Here is a 13228-nt window from a genome sequence, read left to right as displayed (position 1 = left end):
ACGATCCTGACCATGGGTAAGTTTACGGAGGTCGACGTGTCCTTCGCGAGCGACCGTGACCGGCTGTCCGGTCGTCTCTACCGGCCGGTTGTGCCGCAACCGGCGCCCTGCGTGGTGCTGTGCAACGGTTTCGGCAGCACGATGGATCGGCTCTTCCCCTGGGCCGAGGTCTTCGCGGCTGCCGGGCTGGCAGCGCTGGTGTTCGACTACGGCAGCTTCGGCCGCAGCGGAGGCGAGCCACGGCAGATCGTCGACGTCGGCCGGCAGCTGGCCGAGATCCGGGCGGCGGTGGCGTGGGCGCGCGCCGACGACGGCGTCGACGCCGATCGCGTCATGCTGTGGGGAAACTCCCTCGGCGGCGCCCACGCGATCACGACCGCCGCCGACGACCCGCGGATCACAGCGGTGGTGGCACAGATTCCGTTCAACGGGTTTCCGCGCCGCGTCGAGGGACGGTCGACCGGGCAGGCTCTGCGGCTGATGACGGTCGTCATGTGGGACACGCTGCGCGGCAGGCTCGGCCTGTCTCCCCGTTACGTCCCGCTGATCGGCGCGCCGGGCGAGGTGGCGATCACCAACGCGGCCGAGGCGGAGGAACACGTGAACACGCTGCCGCCCGGCACGCTCTGGCGCAACCGGGTCGCGCCCCGCGGCATCCTGTCGATGATGCGGTACCACCCGGACGAGGCGGCCGCCCGGCTGGCCGTTCCGCTGCTGGTGTGCACTGCCGTCGCCGACGCCCAGACGCCCGTGGAGCTGTGCCGTCGGCTCGCCGATCGCGCGCCGCGGGGCACGCTGAAACTGTATGCGGGCACACACTTCTCCTTCTACAGTGACGCCCGGACCCGTGAGGCCGTCGCCGCGGACCAGATCGCGTTCCTGCACGACCTGCCGGCGTCGTCAGGTGGGCGGCGCGGCCACCGGCGTACCGGAGGGGATTAGTCGCCTGATGCTGACGGTCTCACGAGCTTCCCGATCAACCCCTGACGTGCTCCATGGCCGCGCGGCGGAGCAGGATCTCGTCGACCGGCTGGTGTCCGGCGACGCGGGCGGCCACCCTCGGGCCCTGGTCGTTCGCGGTGAGGCCGGTATCGGAAAGTCGGCGCTGCTGGAGTACGCGGCGGCCCGCACGCCGGCGCGGGTCCTGCGCGTGACCGGGGTGGAGTCCGAGGCCGGCCTGTCGTTCGCCGCCTGCAGGTCCTGTTGCGTCCCGTGCTCGACCGGGTCCCGGCGTTGCCGCCGCAGCAGTCCGGCGCCCTGCTGGGCGCGCTGGGGCTGGGAGCGACCAACCGGGGTGACCGGTTCCTGGTCGGACTGGCGACCCTCAACCTGCTCGTCGAGGTGTCCGCGTCGACGCCGCTGGTGTGCCTGATCGACGACGCGCACTGGCTGGACGGCGAGTCGGCCGACGCCTTGCTGTTCGCCGCCCGGCGGCTGGACGCCGAACCCGTCGCCGTGCTGTTCGCCACCCGGGAGTCCGAGGGCGACTTCTCCGGGCGCGGTCTGCCGGAGGTGCGGCTGGGCCGGCTGGAGCCGGAGGCGGCCACCCGGCTCGTCGCCGAACACGCGGCGGACCTGCCACCGGCCGTCCGCGATCAGCTCGTGGCGGAGGCGCAGGGCAATCCACTGGCGCTGGTCGAGCTGCCGTCGATGCTCACGCCCGAACAGCGCCTCGGCGGCCCCATGCCACTGTCGTTCTCCTTCGGCACGGCGACACCGGTGCTGGACCGGGTTCTCACCGGGTTCCGGCAGCGGGTCGAGGCGCTTGCCGAGCCCACCCGTGTCTGCCTGCTCGTGGCCGCCCTCGACGACCGTGGTTGCCCGGGTCTGCTGTCCGTGGCGATGGAGTCGCTCGGCGCCGGACTCGGTGATCTCGCCGCGGCCGAACGGGCCGGACTGGTCCGCGTCGGAGTGTCGAGTGTGGTGTTTCGGCATCCTCTGGTGCGTACCGCGGTGGTCCTCGCCGGTGACGTGGCGGCGCGGATGGCCGCGCACCGGGCGCTGGCCGCCGCGGTCGACGACGACCGGCGCGCGTGGCATCTCGCCGCGGTCACCACGCGGCCCGACGACACGGTCGGCGGCGAGCTGGAGAAGCTGGCGTTGCGCGCCCGGCAGCGGGGTGGGCAGGCCGCGGTGGCGGCCGCCTACGCCCGCGCGGCTGAATTGTCCGCTGATCCCGCGCAGGCCACGCGCCGCCGGATCGCCGCGGCCGCGGCGGCGGTCGAGGCGGGGCTGTGGCGGCGGGCCGGGCAACTGGCCGGCGAGGCCCTGAGTCGCGCCGTCGAGCCACCGGCGCCCCCGGTTCTGGCGGAGCTCGCGATGGTCCGGGCCAAGCTGGAGGCCGAAACGGGCCGGCCACTCGCGGGGGTGCGACTGTTGCACGAGGCAGCGGCGAAGGTCGGCGACGTGCCGACCCTGCTGTCCCTGCTGAGTGTGGCCGGCTACCTCACCTGGTCGAGTGCCCGGCACCCCGACCAGGTGGGTCTCGCACGCCGCACCGAAGAGCTGAATCCGCCGGGCGACGGCCCCGCTGCCGTGCTGCGCAGCATCAACAGCGGAGTCCGGCGGATGCTGGAGGGTGACACGGTGGTCGCTCACAGCTTCCCGCCGCTGGACGACATCACCTCGATGCCGGCCGAGCTGCGTATGGTCGTCACCCAGCATGCCGTCGTCCGCGCCGACCTCGACGGCATGTCCGACCATGCCGAGGCGATGGTCGAGGAGTGTCGCGCCCAGGGGCGGATCGGTCGCCTGCCCCAGGCGTTGACCATCCGGGCCGTCGCCGAGGTCCTCGGCGGCCGGCACCGGTCCGCACGGGCCACCGTGGCGCAGGCGGCCTCGCTCGCCGCTGACGTCGGGCAACCCCACTGGTCCGGCTATCTCGCCGGTCTGCAGGCGTGGCTGTCCGCTGCCGCGGGTGCGGAACAGCAGTGCCTGGCGTCGGGGGCGGCCGGGCTACGCGACGCCGAACGCCGGGCGTGGATGCCCGGCGGCTGTTGGGCGGAGTACGCACGCGTGCTGCTCGACCTCGGCGCGGGTCGCTACGAGGCGGTCCTCGACCGGGTCGACCGGGCACAGTCGGGTCCGTCCCGGCATGCGTTCGTCTGGCGGTACGCGTGGCCGGACCAGGTCGAGGCGGCCGTACGGGCAGGGCAGCCGGACCGTGCGGAACCGTCGCTGAACCGGTACGCGCAGTGGGCGGAGACGACGGGCCGTGATCGGCCGCGTGCGGTGCTCTGCCGCGCCCGGGCGCTGCTCGCCGCCGACGCCGAGGCCGACCGCCTGTACCGGCGGGCGTTGGAGCTGCACGCCCGCGCCGGGCAGCCGTTCGACGAGGCTCGCACCCGCCTGGTGTACGGGGAATGGCTGCGCCGTCAGCAGCGCCGTACCGCGGCCCGAGCCCAGCTTGAAGCGGCACGCGAAGCCTTCGACGCCCTGGACGCGGCGCCGTGGTCGGCGCGAGCCGCCGCGGAGTTGCGCGCCACCGGTGTCTCGGTGCCCGACCGCCGCGCTGCCGAGGATCCGCTCGCCGGGCTGACGCCACAGGAGCTTCAGGTGGTACGCCTGGCGGCGACCGGGGCGTCCAATCGCGAGATCGGGGCGCAGCTGTTTCTCAGCCCGCGGACGGTCGCCTCCCACCTGTACAAGGCGTTCCCGAAGCTGGGCGTCACGTCGCGCGCCGAACTGTCCCACCTGATGACAACGCTCGGCGTACGCCTTCGCTGAGGTGGTCGCCGGAGAGCGGCCCCCGGGTGACGAAATGGAACATGAGCCCGTCGACCAGGCAGGTGACGACCTCGGCGTCGAATGCCGGGTCCGGTGACCCGGCCTGGACGGCCACGAGCTCGGCGAGGTCACGGAACTCGGCGCCGCAGCGTCGCATGGCGTCGCGGATGGACGGGTCACGTGCGCCGGCCAGGTCGAGTTCGTATCGGGCGAGCAGCAGTTGCCGGCTCTCGGTCCACCAGCTGTGCAGCAGGGCGGCGATCTGCCGATGGTCCGTGTCCGCCGGCGCGCCGGCCAGTGCACGGACGGCTGCGCGGACCGCCGGACGGGCGCGCTCGCGATCGATCTCGATGATGCGCTCCACGACGGCGAGGACGAGCTGGTCGCGGGTCTTGAAGTAGTACGTCACCGAGCCGTGGGGCAGGCCGGCCGCGTCCTGGACGGCCCGATGCGTCAGGCCACGCAGGCCACGCTCGGCGATGAGCGTGAGGGCGGTGTCGAGCATCTGCGTACGCCGGTCTGTGGTCACGCTCTCAAGCCTGCCACATGTCTCTACAAGCGAAGAAAATTTCTCTACGATCGGAGGAAAATCGTCTCCAGACGTAGAGGTTCTCATGATCAGAAGATGGTTCGCCCGGACGCTCGCGGCACTCGCCACGACGACGGCCGTCCTCCTCGGCGCCGCGCTGTTCATCGCATATGCCTGGCAGCCCACCCCGGTCACCTACGACTCCCCGTACCTCGCCGAGATCCAGTCGCGATACGTGGACACCCCGGTGGCCCGGTTCCACTACACCCGAACCGGTCAGGGTTCCCCGGTGGTCCTCGTCGCCGGCGGCGGCCAATGGCTCTACTCCTACCGCCATCTCGTACCGGTCCTCGCCGAACGGCACACCGTGTACGCCGTCGACCTGCCCGGCCAGGGATACACCACGCTCACCGAACCCGGCTTCGGATACGACCTGGACGCCATGTCCGGGGCGCTCGGCGACTTCATGACCGCCGTCGGGCTGCGCCGGGCGAGTCTCGTCGGGCACTCCTGGGGTGGCAGCTGGTCGATGCGCTTCGCCCAGCTCGATCCCGACCGGGTCGACCGTCTCGTGCTGATCGGCTCGACCGGGCTCGACGTGCCGTCCAGCCCGGACTGGCGCCCGCTGGAGGTCCCCGTGCTCGGAGAGCTGATCGGCAAACTCATGCGCGAATCCGACGCGGTCACGATGCAGCGCAAGGCATTCGCCAACCCGATACCGGACGAGGTGGTCGCCGAGAACTGGGCCCCGATGAGCCGCCCGGAGAACCGCGAGGCCATGTGGACACTGCAGCGCAATCTCGACTTCTCGATCACCCAGGAGCGGATGCCCCGGATGACCACACCCACGTTCATCCTCTGGGGCGCCGCCGACCGGTTCGACCACCCGTCGCAAGCCCCCGACATGGCCGGCCGCATTCCCGGTGCCACCTACCAGGTGCTGCCCGGCTGCGGGCACAACACCCACGAGGACTGCCCGGCCGAGGCCAACCCGCTCATCGCCGGCTTCCTGGCCCAATGAGAACCGATCACACACCAGTCAATTGACTGAGGCGAACGGAATCACCATCTCCGTAGGGTCCGAAACCATGAGTCCCATCAACCGGCCGGAGCCGTACTCCGGCATCATCATGGCGGTGCTGGCCATCGCGTTCAGCACCTGGGCACTGCTCACCGTGCCGCTCCAGGGCGCCTTCGTCCTCGTCGCCGCCAGCGCCCTGGCCTGGAGCGGCTGGGTCACCTTCAGTTATGCCCGCCCGGTCCGGTCCCGCCGGGTGATCGCCGTGTACCTCTGTGCCGTCGGGTTCCAGCTCATCCACATGGCCGAGGAGTACACCGGCGGCTTCCCGCACGAGATCGTGGAATTGTTCCAATCGCCGCGCGACTGGCCGGAGAACGAGTTCCTGCTCGTCTTCGTCTTCGGATTCGGCGCGCTCTACTTCTTCGCCGGAGCCGGGGCGCTCTACCAGATCCGCGTCGCCAACTTCTTCCTCTGGTGGTACGCCCTCGGTGCCGGCCTGCTCAACGGAATCGCACACTTCGTCTTTCCGATCATCAAGGGCGGCTACTTCCCCGGGCTCTACACAGCCGGGGGCCATCTCGCCATGAGCGGCCTGCTCATCTACTGCCTCATCCGCGAGAACCACGAGCTCAAGGCCGCGCGGCAACCGGCACGACCCGAGACGGTCACGTCGCTCACCTGACCTGTGCGAACGGAGGAACACCGCATGTCCAAGACCGTCCTGATCACCGGCGCGTCCACCGGAATCGGCCGGGCCACCGCACTGCTGCTGGCGCGGGAAGGCTTCACCGTCTTCGCCGGTGTCCGCAAGGACGCCGACGCGGAGGCGCTCGGCGGGACCGTCACCCCGATCAAGCTCGACGTCACCGATCCCGGACAGATCACGGCCGCGGCCCAGCGCATCGGAAGGCTCGACGCCCTGGTCAACAATGCCGGCATCGGCGTCACCGGGCCCCTCGAGCACATTCCGCTGGACGCCCTGCGCCGGCAGTACGAGGTCAACGTCTTCGGCCAGGTGGCCGTGACGCAGGCGATGTTGCCGATGCTGCGCGTCTCGCGGGGGCGAATCGTCACCGTCGGCTCCGTGGGCAGCTGGATCACCCTGCCGTTCGGCGGGCCGCTGTGTTCCTCCAAACACGCCATCCGCTCGCTCAACGACGCGCTGCGCATGGAGGTTCAACCCTGGGGGATCCGCGCGGTGCTCATTGAACCCGGGTCGATCCACAGCGACGCCGTCGACAAGCTGGAGGGCGAAGTCGAACCCCGCCTGGAATCGATCGGCCCCGAAGGCCGCCGCCTCTACGAGGCCGCCTACCGCACCATGACCAGCGCGGGCCTCAAGGAGGAACGCTCGGGATCCAGCCCCGACGTGGTCGCCCGGGCCGTGCTGCAGGCGCTCACCGCCCGCAAGCCCCGCGCCCGCTACCCCGTCGGCAAGAAGTCACGGCTGATGAGCACCCTCGGCCGGATCGTCCCTCAGCACACCCTCGATGCCCTTCGCCTGCGGGCGCTCGGCCTGTCCTGAACGGAGCACACCGTGACCCAGCTCGCGGGAGCCGACGCGATCGTTGCCCTCGACCCCCTGTTCGCCCGGCTCGCCGTCGGCGCGGGCCACCATCTGTGGGGTCTGACCCACCTGACGGTACGGGAGAAGGCGTTCGTCTGCTTGACCGCGGACCTCTGCCACCCGCACCTGGACACCCCGCTCGCCATGCACGTCGAGATGGCTCTCACCCACGGCGTCGAGCCCGAGGCGATCCGGGAACTGTATCGGCATCTCGCACCCTACGTCGGCTACCCGATCCTCGTGTCCGCGTTTCAGTGCCTCAGCGAACTCGGCCTGCCCCCGGCACGGGACACCGGGCCGCTCGCTCCGGCGCCCCCGGACGGGGCGCTGGCCCGCACCGTGGCCGACCTGGAGCGACTCGACCGCGGGCTGGCGGCTTTCACCGAGGACCAGATGGCTCAGCGGTGGGCCCGACCGCACATGAGCGTCCGGGAGCGGGCCATCGCCTGCCTGGTCGTGGATGTCTTCTACCAGACGCTGGGTGAGTCGTTACGGCTGCACGCGGAACTCGCCAGGGGCGCCGGCGCCACCGACGAAACCCTGCGTGACCTGCTGCGGGGAGTAGCGGAGTTCGGTCTGCCCCGAGCCTGGGCCGCCGCCCGCGCGCTCGGGCTGGGTAGCGACGTTCCGCGGTGACAGCGGGTTCGGCACGCTGCTCGCGATCGGTTTCATGCTCATGGCCGTGGCGACCAGATCCGCAACGGCGGCCGCTCTTCCTGATGATGCTGCCGGGCCTCACGATCTCCGCGACGGCGGTCTACCGCCTCAACCCAGCCCGGTCCAGCCCGCCACGACTTCGCACCGGTGAAGCCTCTGGCATCCCCTCTATTCCCGAGCTCGGCAGCTGCCGCAAGGCTCCTTTTCATTCGCTTCGGGCCCCGATGTCCCCATGGGCGGCTAGAAGCTGGCCAGGGCCGGCTCCTACGACAGCAAGTCCGTCGGGCACGCCGTCGGCCGGCGCCTCGAAGTCGGCGTCATCCAGAATCAGACCAGTAGTCACTCTGCGCAATCCTCCTCACCCGACACGGTCAGCAAGGTGAGCCCACCGAATCGTCCCGTATACCTGGCGAACAGGCGGAATCGGGTTGTTCGGTGCCGAGTGAGGTGCGGCCGTTGGGGTGAGGATGTCGCTCGGATCGAACCGCTCGCCAGCGGCGTGCGTAGACAGCTTCTGTTCGAGTCCATGTGACGAAAGGGTTGCTGTGAACACGGTCGTTCTGGTGTTCGATCGCACCGATGTCGGATTGCGTCACATCGCGGACACGTTCGGCAAAGCAGCCTTCGTTGCTGGAAAGGTGGCCACCGTGGAGCCGCCCAGCGGGCGGATGTACGTTTGTGCGATGTCCCCGATTGAAGAGGGGATCTTCGATGAGTGGCCGCCGGAGAAGATTCCTGCCAGCCCGAATGCGTTCGTGGTCGACTATCGAGAAACGGAAGCCGTCGTGGACCTGGTCAAGGGACTCGCGCCGCATTACGAATTCTGGATCGACAGCAATTTCGGCCGAATCTATTCGCGGGACGAGTTCCTGTACGTGGCCGCCGATCCGACCCGGCAATGGTGGAGGTACGACGACGAATCGCCGACATGACCCTCGGCCGCAACGGGCAGGCATGCCAGGCACACTGCCGCTGTGCTCGCTTCGTCGAACAGGGTCTCCGCTTCGATTCGCACTCCGTCCGTCCGGGGCGCTGGCGTAGGCCGCGGTGCGTAGTGCACCGCGGCCGTGGCCCCGGCTCATGCGGCCGCGCCCAGCATCGCTTCGGCGGTCAGGGCGACCGATTCGAGACGGTCGGCGATCCGCGTCGACTGGTGAGCGACGATCAGCTCGTCGGCCCGCGCCTGCTCGGCGAACGAGGTGAGGTACTCGCGGACCTCGTCCGGGGTGCCCACCGCCGTGTAGGTCAGCATCGAGGCGAGTTGCCGGCCGTTCGGCGTCGTCAGGAAGGCGTCGATCTCCTCGTCGGAGTAGTCCCCTTTGATCAGGCCCCGGACCAGGATGCGGCGGGTGACCTCGAACCGCTGCCGGGCGTCCTCGGACGAGGGGGCGGCCACCACGTTCACCCCGGCGATGACGTACGGCTCCGCCAGCTGTGCCGACGGGGTGAACTCGCTGCGGTAGAGCGCGACCGCCTCGTGCAGCAGGCCGGGCGAGAAGTGCGAGGCGAACGCGTACGGCAGGCCGTACGCGGCGGCGAGCCGGGAGCCGAACAGCGACGAGCCGAGGATGTACAGCGGCACGTTCGTCCCGGCGCCCGGCGTGGCCCGTACGCCCTCGATCTGTGACTCGTCGCCGAGATAGCCCTGTAGCTCGCGGACGTCCTGCGGGAAGCTGTCCGCCGACATCGGGGTACGGCGCATCGCCCGCATGGTGACCTGGTCACTTCCGGGGGCACGGCCGAGGCCCAGGTCGATCCGGTCCGGGTAGAGCGAGGCCAGGGTGCCGAACTGCTCGGCGATCACCAGCGGCGAGTGGTTGGGCAGCATGATGCCGCCCGCGCCGAGACGGATCGTGGAGGTGTGGCCGGCGACGTGCCCGATCAGCAGACTGGTGGCACTCGACGCGATCCGGGCCATGTTGTGATGCTCGGCGTACCAGACCCGCTCGTAACCGGACCGCTCGGCCGCCTGCGCGAGGGCGACGGAATTCGCGATGGCCTGCGCCACCGTTTCGCCGGGAGCGATCGGTGCGAGATCCAGAATCGAAAGGCGCGTCATACGCGCGGCAACGCACGGCCGTTGGTGATCGTTCCCGCCGGTGCGCCAGAACACAGCCGCGGGGTCCCGCGAGTCAGCGGTTTTCGCCGGAACACGGCATCGTGGGCCGTATGACCGATGAGTTGACCGCTCAGGCCCGCGCCATCCTCGCCGCCAACCGATACGCGGTACTCGGCACCGCCACCCCCGCCGGAGAACCCTGGGTGAGCCCCGTCTACTTCGTCAACCTGGACTTCAGCAGGGTGCTGTGGCTCTCCCGCCCGTCCGCGCGGCACTCCGAACTCATCGCCGACAACCCCCGGATAGCGGTCACCGTCTTCGACTCGACGGTTCCGATGGGCGGCGCCACGGCCTTCTACGCCCGCGCCACCGCCGCACCCTGCCCGGACAGCGACCTCGCCGTCCAGTTGGGGATCTTCTCCACCCGGTCGGTCGCCGAAGGATTCCCCGCCTGGCGCCTGAACCAGGTCACCGGCGAGGCCCCGCTGCGCCTCTACCGCGCCGACATCACCGAGGCCTGGCTGCTCCCCGCCGACGACGGCCCCGAACGCCGCGTCCCGCTTCCGCTGTGATCACACCCGGTAACCCGGCTAGGCGGCCTGGTCACGCAGCGCGCGGACGAGGCTGGTGAACTCGGGCAGCTGTTCGGCGTCGTGCATCGCCTGGCGCAGTGCCTGATCATGGGTCGGGCGGGCCTCCGCCAGCAGTTTGAGGCCGGCCTCGGTCACCTCGGTGAAGATCCCCCGCCGGTCGTTCTCGCACAGGTAGCGGCTCAGCAGGCCCTGCTCCTCCATCCGGGCGACCAGCCGGGTGGTGGCGCTCTGGCTGAGCACGACCGCGCCGGCCAGCTGCTGCATGCGCATGTGCCAGCGCTCCTGGCGCGACAGGAGTTCGAGCACCGAGTACTCCACGACGCTCAGTCGGTGCGCCGCCTGCAAGGCACGTTCGAGCCGTTGCTCGATCCGGGCGTGCAGCCCGGCCAACGCGCGCCAGCTCTGCGCGCACCCGACGGCGTCGTCCATGCCCTGTTCCGGTGCAGCCATGCCGCCACGCTACACGGCTCAAGCTGGTAGACGGCGTTTGCAATAACACGCGTATGCAAGTAACGTCGGCATGACTCACCGAAAAGAGAGGATCTTCGATGCTGGAACTCCCGATGATTCCGCTGGTCAAAGGCGCGAGCACGCGGCTCATGCGGTCGGCGTTGCCGTGCAGTCCGGTGGTGCCGGTCCGCCCGCCCGGCCGTCTCCGGTTGCTCGCCGCCGGAGTGCTGCACCGGCTCGCGACACATCTGGCTCAGGGACTGCCGATGCCGCCCGACGCTCGTGTCACCTGCGCGGCGGGCGGCGGCACGAACTGAGTCACCGCGCCTCCGCCGGGGACGGGAACACGGCACGCGGCTGCCCGCCCGTGAACCGCAGCCCGATCGCGAATGCCGCCGTGGCCTCCAGTTATCCGGCGCGGGCGGCCACCCGCTACGCCGACGCGGTCATCGACGCCCAGGAACGGTTCGCGGCGCGTTCAACCCGACCGGCCGGATAGCGTGCCGAGGGCCTTCTGCTCCTGGGTTCGTGAGTGGACCATTACGATGGTCGATGCATGTCCGCCTGGGGGAGGCACGACGCATGGCGCTGTTCGACGACGGGTACACGGCAAACCCGCATCCGGCACTGGCCGAGCTGCGGCAGACCGGCCCGGCGCACCGGGTGACGTCGCCCGCGGGGATCCCGTTCTGGCTGGTCACCCGCTGGGACGAGGCCCGCCTCGTACTGACCGATCCGTCGCTGTCCAAACAGCAGCCCATGGACGGGCTGCCCCCGCAACTGCGTTCGGCGCTGACGACGCAGATGCTGCTGCGTGACCCGCCGGACCACACCCGGCTGCGGCGGCTCGTCTCGGCCGGCTTCACTCCACGCCGTACCGAAGCGCTGCGACCGAGGATCGAGCAGCTCACCGACCGGCTGCTCGGCGCGTTCGCCGCGGATGCCGAGGTGGACGTGATCGACCGGCTCGCCGTCCCGCTGCCGTTCGAGGTGATCTGCGAACTGCTCGGCATCCCGGCGGCCGAACGCGGACCGTTCCGGGCCTGGTCCGACACGATCATCGTGGGCGGCGCCGACATGTCCGCGGCCCTGGCACAGACCGTCGCCTACTTCCGTGACCTGCTCACCCGCAAACGCGTCCGGCCGGCGGACGATCTTCTCAGCACGCTCGCCGTGATCGTCGACGACGGTGACCGGCTCAGCGACGACGAACTGGTCGGCATGGCTCTCCTGCTGGTGGTGGCCGGCCACGAGACCACCGCGAACCTGATCGGCAACACCGTCCACCTGCTGAGCCGCCACCCATCGCAGCGCTCACGGCTGCGCGACGACCCGGGCCTGGTGACCGCCGTGGTCGAGGAGGTGCTCCGGATGGCCAGTCCGTCGGCGACCAGCACCTACCGGGTCACCACCCGCCCGATCACCCTGGGGGACACCACCATCCCGGCCGGCGAGCAGGTGCTCGTCTCACTGCTCGCGGCCAACCGCGACCCGGGACGATTCACCGACCCGAACACGTTCGACCCCGGCCGGCCCGACGGCGGGCATCTCGCCTTCGGCCACGGCATCCACTTCTGCCTGGGCGCGCCGCTGGCCCGAATGGAAGCGCAGATCGCCGTTCGCCGATTGTTCGCCCGCCACCCCGATCTCGAGGTCACCGTGGCGCCGTCGGAGCTGCGCTGGCGTACCGGGCTGTTGATGCACGGCCTACGATCCCTGCCGATCCGCCTCGAAGGCCAACGTAGTTCGAGCTGTACGCCGTCCTCACCGAGGTAGCGGACCAGATCATCGAAGGTAACGGCGGGTTCCCAGCTCTTGCGGTCGTAGCCGGGGACCAGGTGGGTTCGTGCGACTTCGGAATCGTGCCAGATCATGCGGAAGCCGGGGGTCGGCCGTGATGGCGGTGGAGGTCGGCGGCGTACCGTCCGGCACGGTCACCTTCCACACCGATCGGGGCGTGCCGCGCCGCGTCGATCTGCCCCGTACCGGGTCGGGCTCGATCACCTGGTCCACCAGCGCGGAGGAGTCGGCGTACGTCCGTATCGAGGTGCGCCATCCGGGCGGCCGCATGGCGGCGCTGACGAACCCGATCATCCTGGCCTGAGGTCACTCCACCCCGGCGCCTGCGATGGGGTGAGGCAGTCGGTCAACGTTTCCAGCGCCGGTTCCAGGACGCGATGATCTGGTGAACGGTGGAGGCGTCGCTCGGCACGATCCGGGCCCAGATGTTGCTGCCGCGTTCGATGTCCAGGCGTACGTTGCTGCTCGTCCACTCGCCCTCGCGGGTGTACGTCTCCGCGTACAGGCCGCTGCCACCCGACGGCTCCCACTCGCGCAGGACGCCTGCCGGTGTGTCGGTCGGGTCGTCGTCCCGTACCAGAAGGAAGAAGTTGAAGTTGATCTTTCGCTCTCGCCGTGCCCGGATGCGGGCGGCGGCCCGGGGCGAGATGGACCGGAGCCGGTAGGGCGTCTCACCGGCTTCGATGCGGTCCAGAAGCGTCGAGCGCACCCAGGCGGCATCCTCGTTGAGCTGCAGAGCGACGGACGACCCGTCGAACACCTGCAGCACGGTGACCGGATCCTTGACGTCGTGTCCGTCGTCGACGACGGCGAGATAGCGATGCAC

At 70.2% G+C, this 13228-nt stretch carries 15 protein-coding genes and 1 pseudogene; 12 read left to right on the top strand and 4 right to left on the bottom strand.

Annotation, left to right across the window (positions count from 1 at the left end; translation table 11 throughout):
- The first annotated feature begins 12 nt into the window (after positions 1-12).
- From IEZ13_RS11165 to IEZ13_RS11160, 3 genes and pseudogenes are all read left to right on the top strand, one after another.
- A complete protein-coding gene (locus IEZ13_RS11165) occupies positions 13-942 on the top strand; it encodes an alpha/beta hydrolase (protein WP_183220960.1) in 930 nt (309 codons plus the stop codon).
- A 7-nt stretch (positions 943-949) separates the two neighbouring features.
- Positions 950-1195, top strand: a pseudogene (locus IEZ13_RS47860) (AAA family ATPase); the annotation flags it as partial.
- Positions 1196-1212: 17 nt separating this feature from the next.
- A complete protein-coding gene (locus IEZ13_RS11160) occupies positions 1213-3726 on the top strand; it encodes a helix-turn-helix transcriptional regulator (RefSeq protein WP_183220958.1) in 2514 nt (837 codons plus the stop codon).
- On the opposite strand, the gene IEZ13_RS11155 is transcribed toward IEZ13_RS11160, so the two are convergent.
- A complete protein-coding gene (locus IEZ13_RS11155; RefSeq protein WP_183220956.1) occupies positions 3668-4255 on the bottom strand; it encodes a TetR/AcrR family transcriptional regulator in 588 nt (195 codons plus the stop codon). The two genes, IEZ13_RS11160 and IEZ13_RS11155, sit on opposite strands and share 59 nt — an antisense overlap.
- An 85-nt stretch (positions 4256-4340) precedes the next feature.
- Here IEZ13_RS11155 and IEZ13_RS11150 point away from each other — a divergent pair, with 85 nt between their 5' ends.
- The 5 genes from IEZ13_RS11150 to IEZ13_RS11130 all read left to right on the top strand — a co-directional run bounded on the left by IEZ13_RS11150 (position 4341) and on the right by IEZ13_RS11130 (position 8432).
- The gene (locus IEZ13_RS11150) at positions 4341-5276 is read left to right on the top strand and encodes an alpha/beta fold hydrolase (protein WP_183220955.1); all 936 of its coding nucleotides are present in this window, start codon (positions 4341-4343) and stop codon (positions 5274-5276) included.
- A 67-nt stretch (positions 5277-5343) separates the two neighbouring features.
- Positions 5344-5958, top strand: a complete 615-nt coding sequence (locus tag IEZ13_RS11145) for an HXXEE domain-containing protein (protein ID WP_183220954.1) — start codon at positions 5344-5346, stop codon at positions 5956-5958.
- A gap of 24 nt (positions 5959-5982) precedes the next feature.
- Entirely contained in the window at positions 5983-6801 is an 819-nt protein-coding gene (locus IEZ13_RS11140; protein ID WP_183220953.1) for an SDR family oxidoreductase, read from the top strand.
- Positions 6802-6813: 12 nt separating this feature from the next.
- Entirely contained in the window at positions 6814-7479 is a 666-nt protein-coding gene (locus tag IEZ13_RS11135) for a carboxymuconolactone decarboxylase family protein (protein ID WP_183220952.1), read from the top strand.
- 584 nt (positions 7480-8063) lie between these two features.
- Entirely contained in the window at positions 8064-8432 is a 369-nt protein-coding gene (locus IEZ13_RS11130; RefSeq protein ID WP_183220951.1) for a hypothetical protein, read from the top strand.
- A 146-nt stretch (positions 8433-8578) separates the two neighbouring features.
- Here the strand turns inward: IEZ13_RS11130 and IEZ13_RS11125 are convergent, their stop codons facing one another.
- Positions 8579-9559 carry an LLM class flavin-dependent oxidoreductase gene (locus IEZ13_RS11125; protein ID WP_183220950.1) on the bottom strand — a complete coding sequence of 327 codons (981 nt, stop codon included), beginning with the start codon at positions 9557-9559 and terminating at the stop codon, positions 8579-8581.
- A gap of 110 nt (positions 9560-9669) precedes the next feature.
- Between IEZ13_RS11125 and IEZ13_RS11120 the strand changes: the two genes are divergently transcribed.
- Positions 9670-10131, top strand: a complete 462-nt coding sequence (locus IEZ13_RS11120; RefSeq protein ID WP_183220948.1) for a pyridoxamine 5'-phosphate oxidase family protein — start codon at positions 9670-9672, stop codon at positions 10129-10131.
- Positions 10132-10149: 18 nt separating this feature from the next.
- Here the strand turns inward: IEZ13_RS11120 and IEZ13_RS11115 are convergent, their stop codons facing one another.
- On the bottom strand, positions 10150-10602 hold the full coding sequence (locus IEZ13_RS11115) for a MarR family winged helix-turn-helix transcriptional regulator (RefSeq protein ID WP_203833799.1): 453 nt from the start codon (positions 10600-10602) through the stop codon (positions 10150-10152).
- Positions 10603-10700: 98 nt separating this feature from the next.
- Here IEZ13_RS11115 and IEZ13_RS11110 point away from each other — a divergent pair, with 98 nt between their 5' ends.
- The 3 genes from IEZ13_RS11110 to IEZ13_RS11100 all read left to right on the top strand — a co-directional run bounded on the left by IEZ13_RS11110 (position 10701) and on the right by IEZ13_RS11100 (position 12706).
- A complete protein-coding gene (locus IEZ13_RS11110; protein ID WP_183220947.1) occupies positions 10701-10919 on the top strand; it encodes a hypothetical protein in 219 nt (72 codons plus the stop codon).
- Positions 10920-11184: 265 nt separating this feature from the next.
- The gene (locus IEZ13_RS11105) at positions 11185-12378 is read left to right on the top strand and encodes a cytochrome P450 family protein (RefSeq protein ID WP_183220946.1); all 1194 of its coding nucleotides are present in this window, start codon (positions 11185-11187) and stop codon (positions 12376-12378) included.
- Between the two features lie 121 nt (positions 12379-12499).
- Entirely contained in the window at positions 12500-12706 is a 207-nt protein-coding gene (locus IEZ13_RS11100) for a CehA/McbA family metallohydrolase domain-containing protein (RefSeq protein ID WP_183220945.1), read from the top strand.
- Between the two features lie 42 nt (positions 12707-12748).
- On the opposite strand, the gene IEZ13_RS11095 is transcribed toward IEZ13_RS11100, so the two are convergent.
- Positions 12749-13228: a hypothetical protein gene (locus IEZ13_RS11095; protein WP_229794618.1), complete on the bottom strand. Its 480-nt coding sequence runs from the start codon at positions 13226-13228 to the stop codon at positions 12749-12751.

The sequence above is a fragment of the Actinoplanes campanulatus genome (assembly GCF_014647795.1).
GTDB classification, from domain to species: domain Bacteria; phylum Actinomycetota; class Actinomycetes; order Mycobacteriales; family Micromonosporaceae; genus Actinoplanes; species Actinoplanes campanulatus.
The sequence above is the reverse complement of the archived record's forward strand: the minus strand, read 5'-3'. Positions and strand labels throughout refer to the sequence as shown.

Excerpts from the sequence above, each read along its gene's own strand:
- IEZ13_RS11150 (WP_183220955.1), top strand. The coding sequence starts at position 4,341 with ATGATCAGAAGATGGTTCGCCCGGACGCTCGCGGCACTCGCCACGACG.
- IEZ13_RS11105 (WP_183220946.1), top strand. The coding sequence starts at position 11,185 with ATGGCGCTGTTCGACGACGGGTACACGGCAAACCCGCATCCGGCACTG.
- IEZ13_RS11115 (WP_203833799.1), bottom strand. The coding sequence starts at position 10,602 with ATGGCTGCACCGGAACAGGGCATGGACGACGCCGTCGGGTGCGCGCAG.
- IEZ13_RS11145 (WP_183220954.1), top strand. The coding sequence starts at position 5,344 with ATGAGTCCCATCAACCGGCCGGAGCCGTACTCCGGCATCATCATGGCG.
- IEZ13_RS11140 (WP_183220953.1), top strand. The coding sequence starts at position 5,983 with ATGTCCAAGACCGTCCTGATCACCGGCGCGTCCACCGGAATCGGCCGG.
- IEZ13_RS11165 (WP_183220960.1), top strand. The coding sequence starts at position 13 with ATGGGTAAGTTTACGGAGGTCGACGTGTCCTTCGCGAGCGACCGTGAC.
- IEZ13_RS11100 (WP_183220945.1), top strand. The coding sequence starts at position 12,500 with ATGGCGGTGGAGGTCGGCGGCGTACCGTCCGGCACGGTCACCTTCCAC.
- IEZ13_RS11110 (WP_183220947.1), top strand. The coding sequence starts at position 10,701 with ATGCTGGAACTCCCGATGATTCCGCTGGTCAAAGGCGCGAGCACGCGG.
- IEZ13_RS11120 (WP_183220948.1), top strand. The coding sequence starts at position 9,670 with ATGACCGATGAGTTGACCGCTCAGGCCCGCGCCATCCTCGCCGCCAAC.
- IEZ13_RS11125 (WP_183220950.1), bottom strand. The coding sequence starts at position 9,559 with ATGACGCGCCTTTCGATTCTGGATCTCGCACCGATCGCTCCCGGCGAA.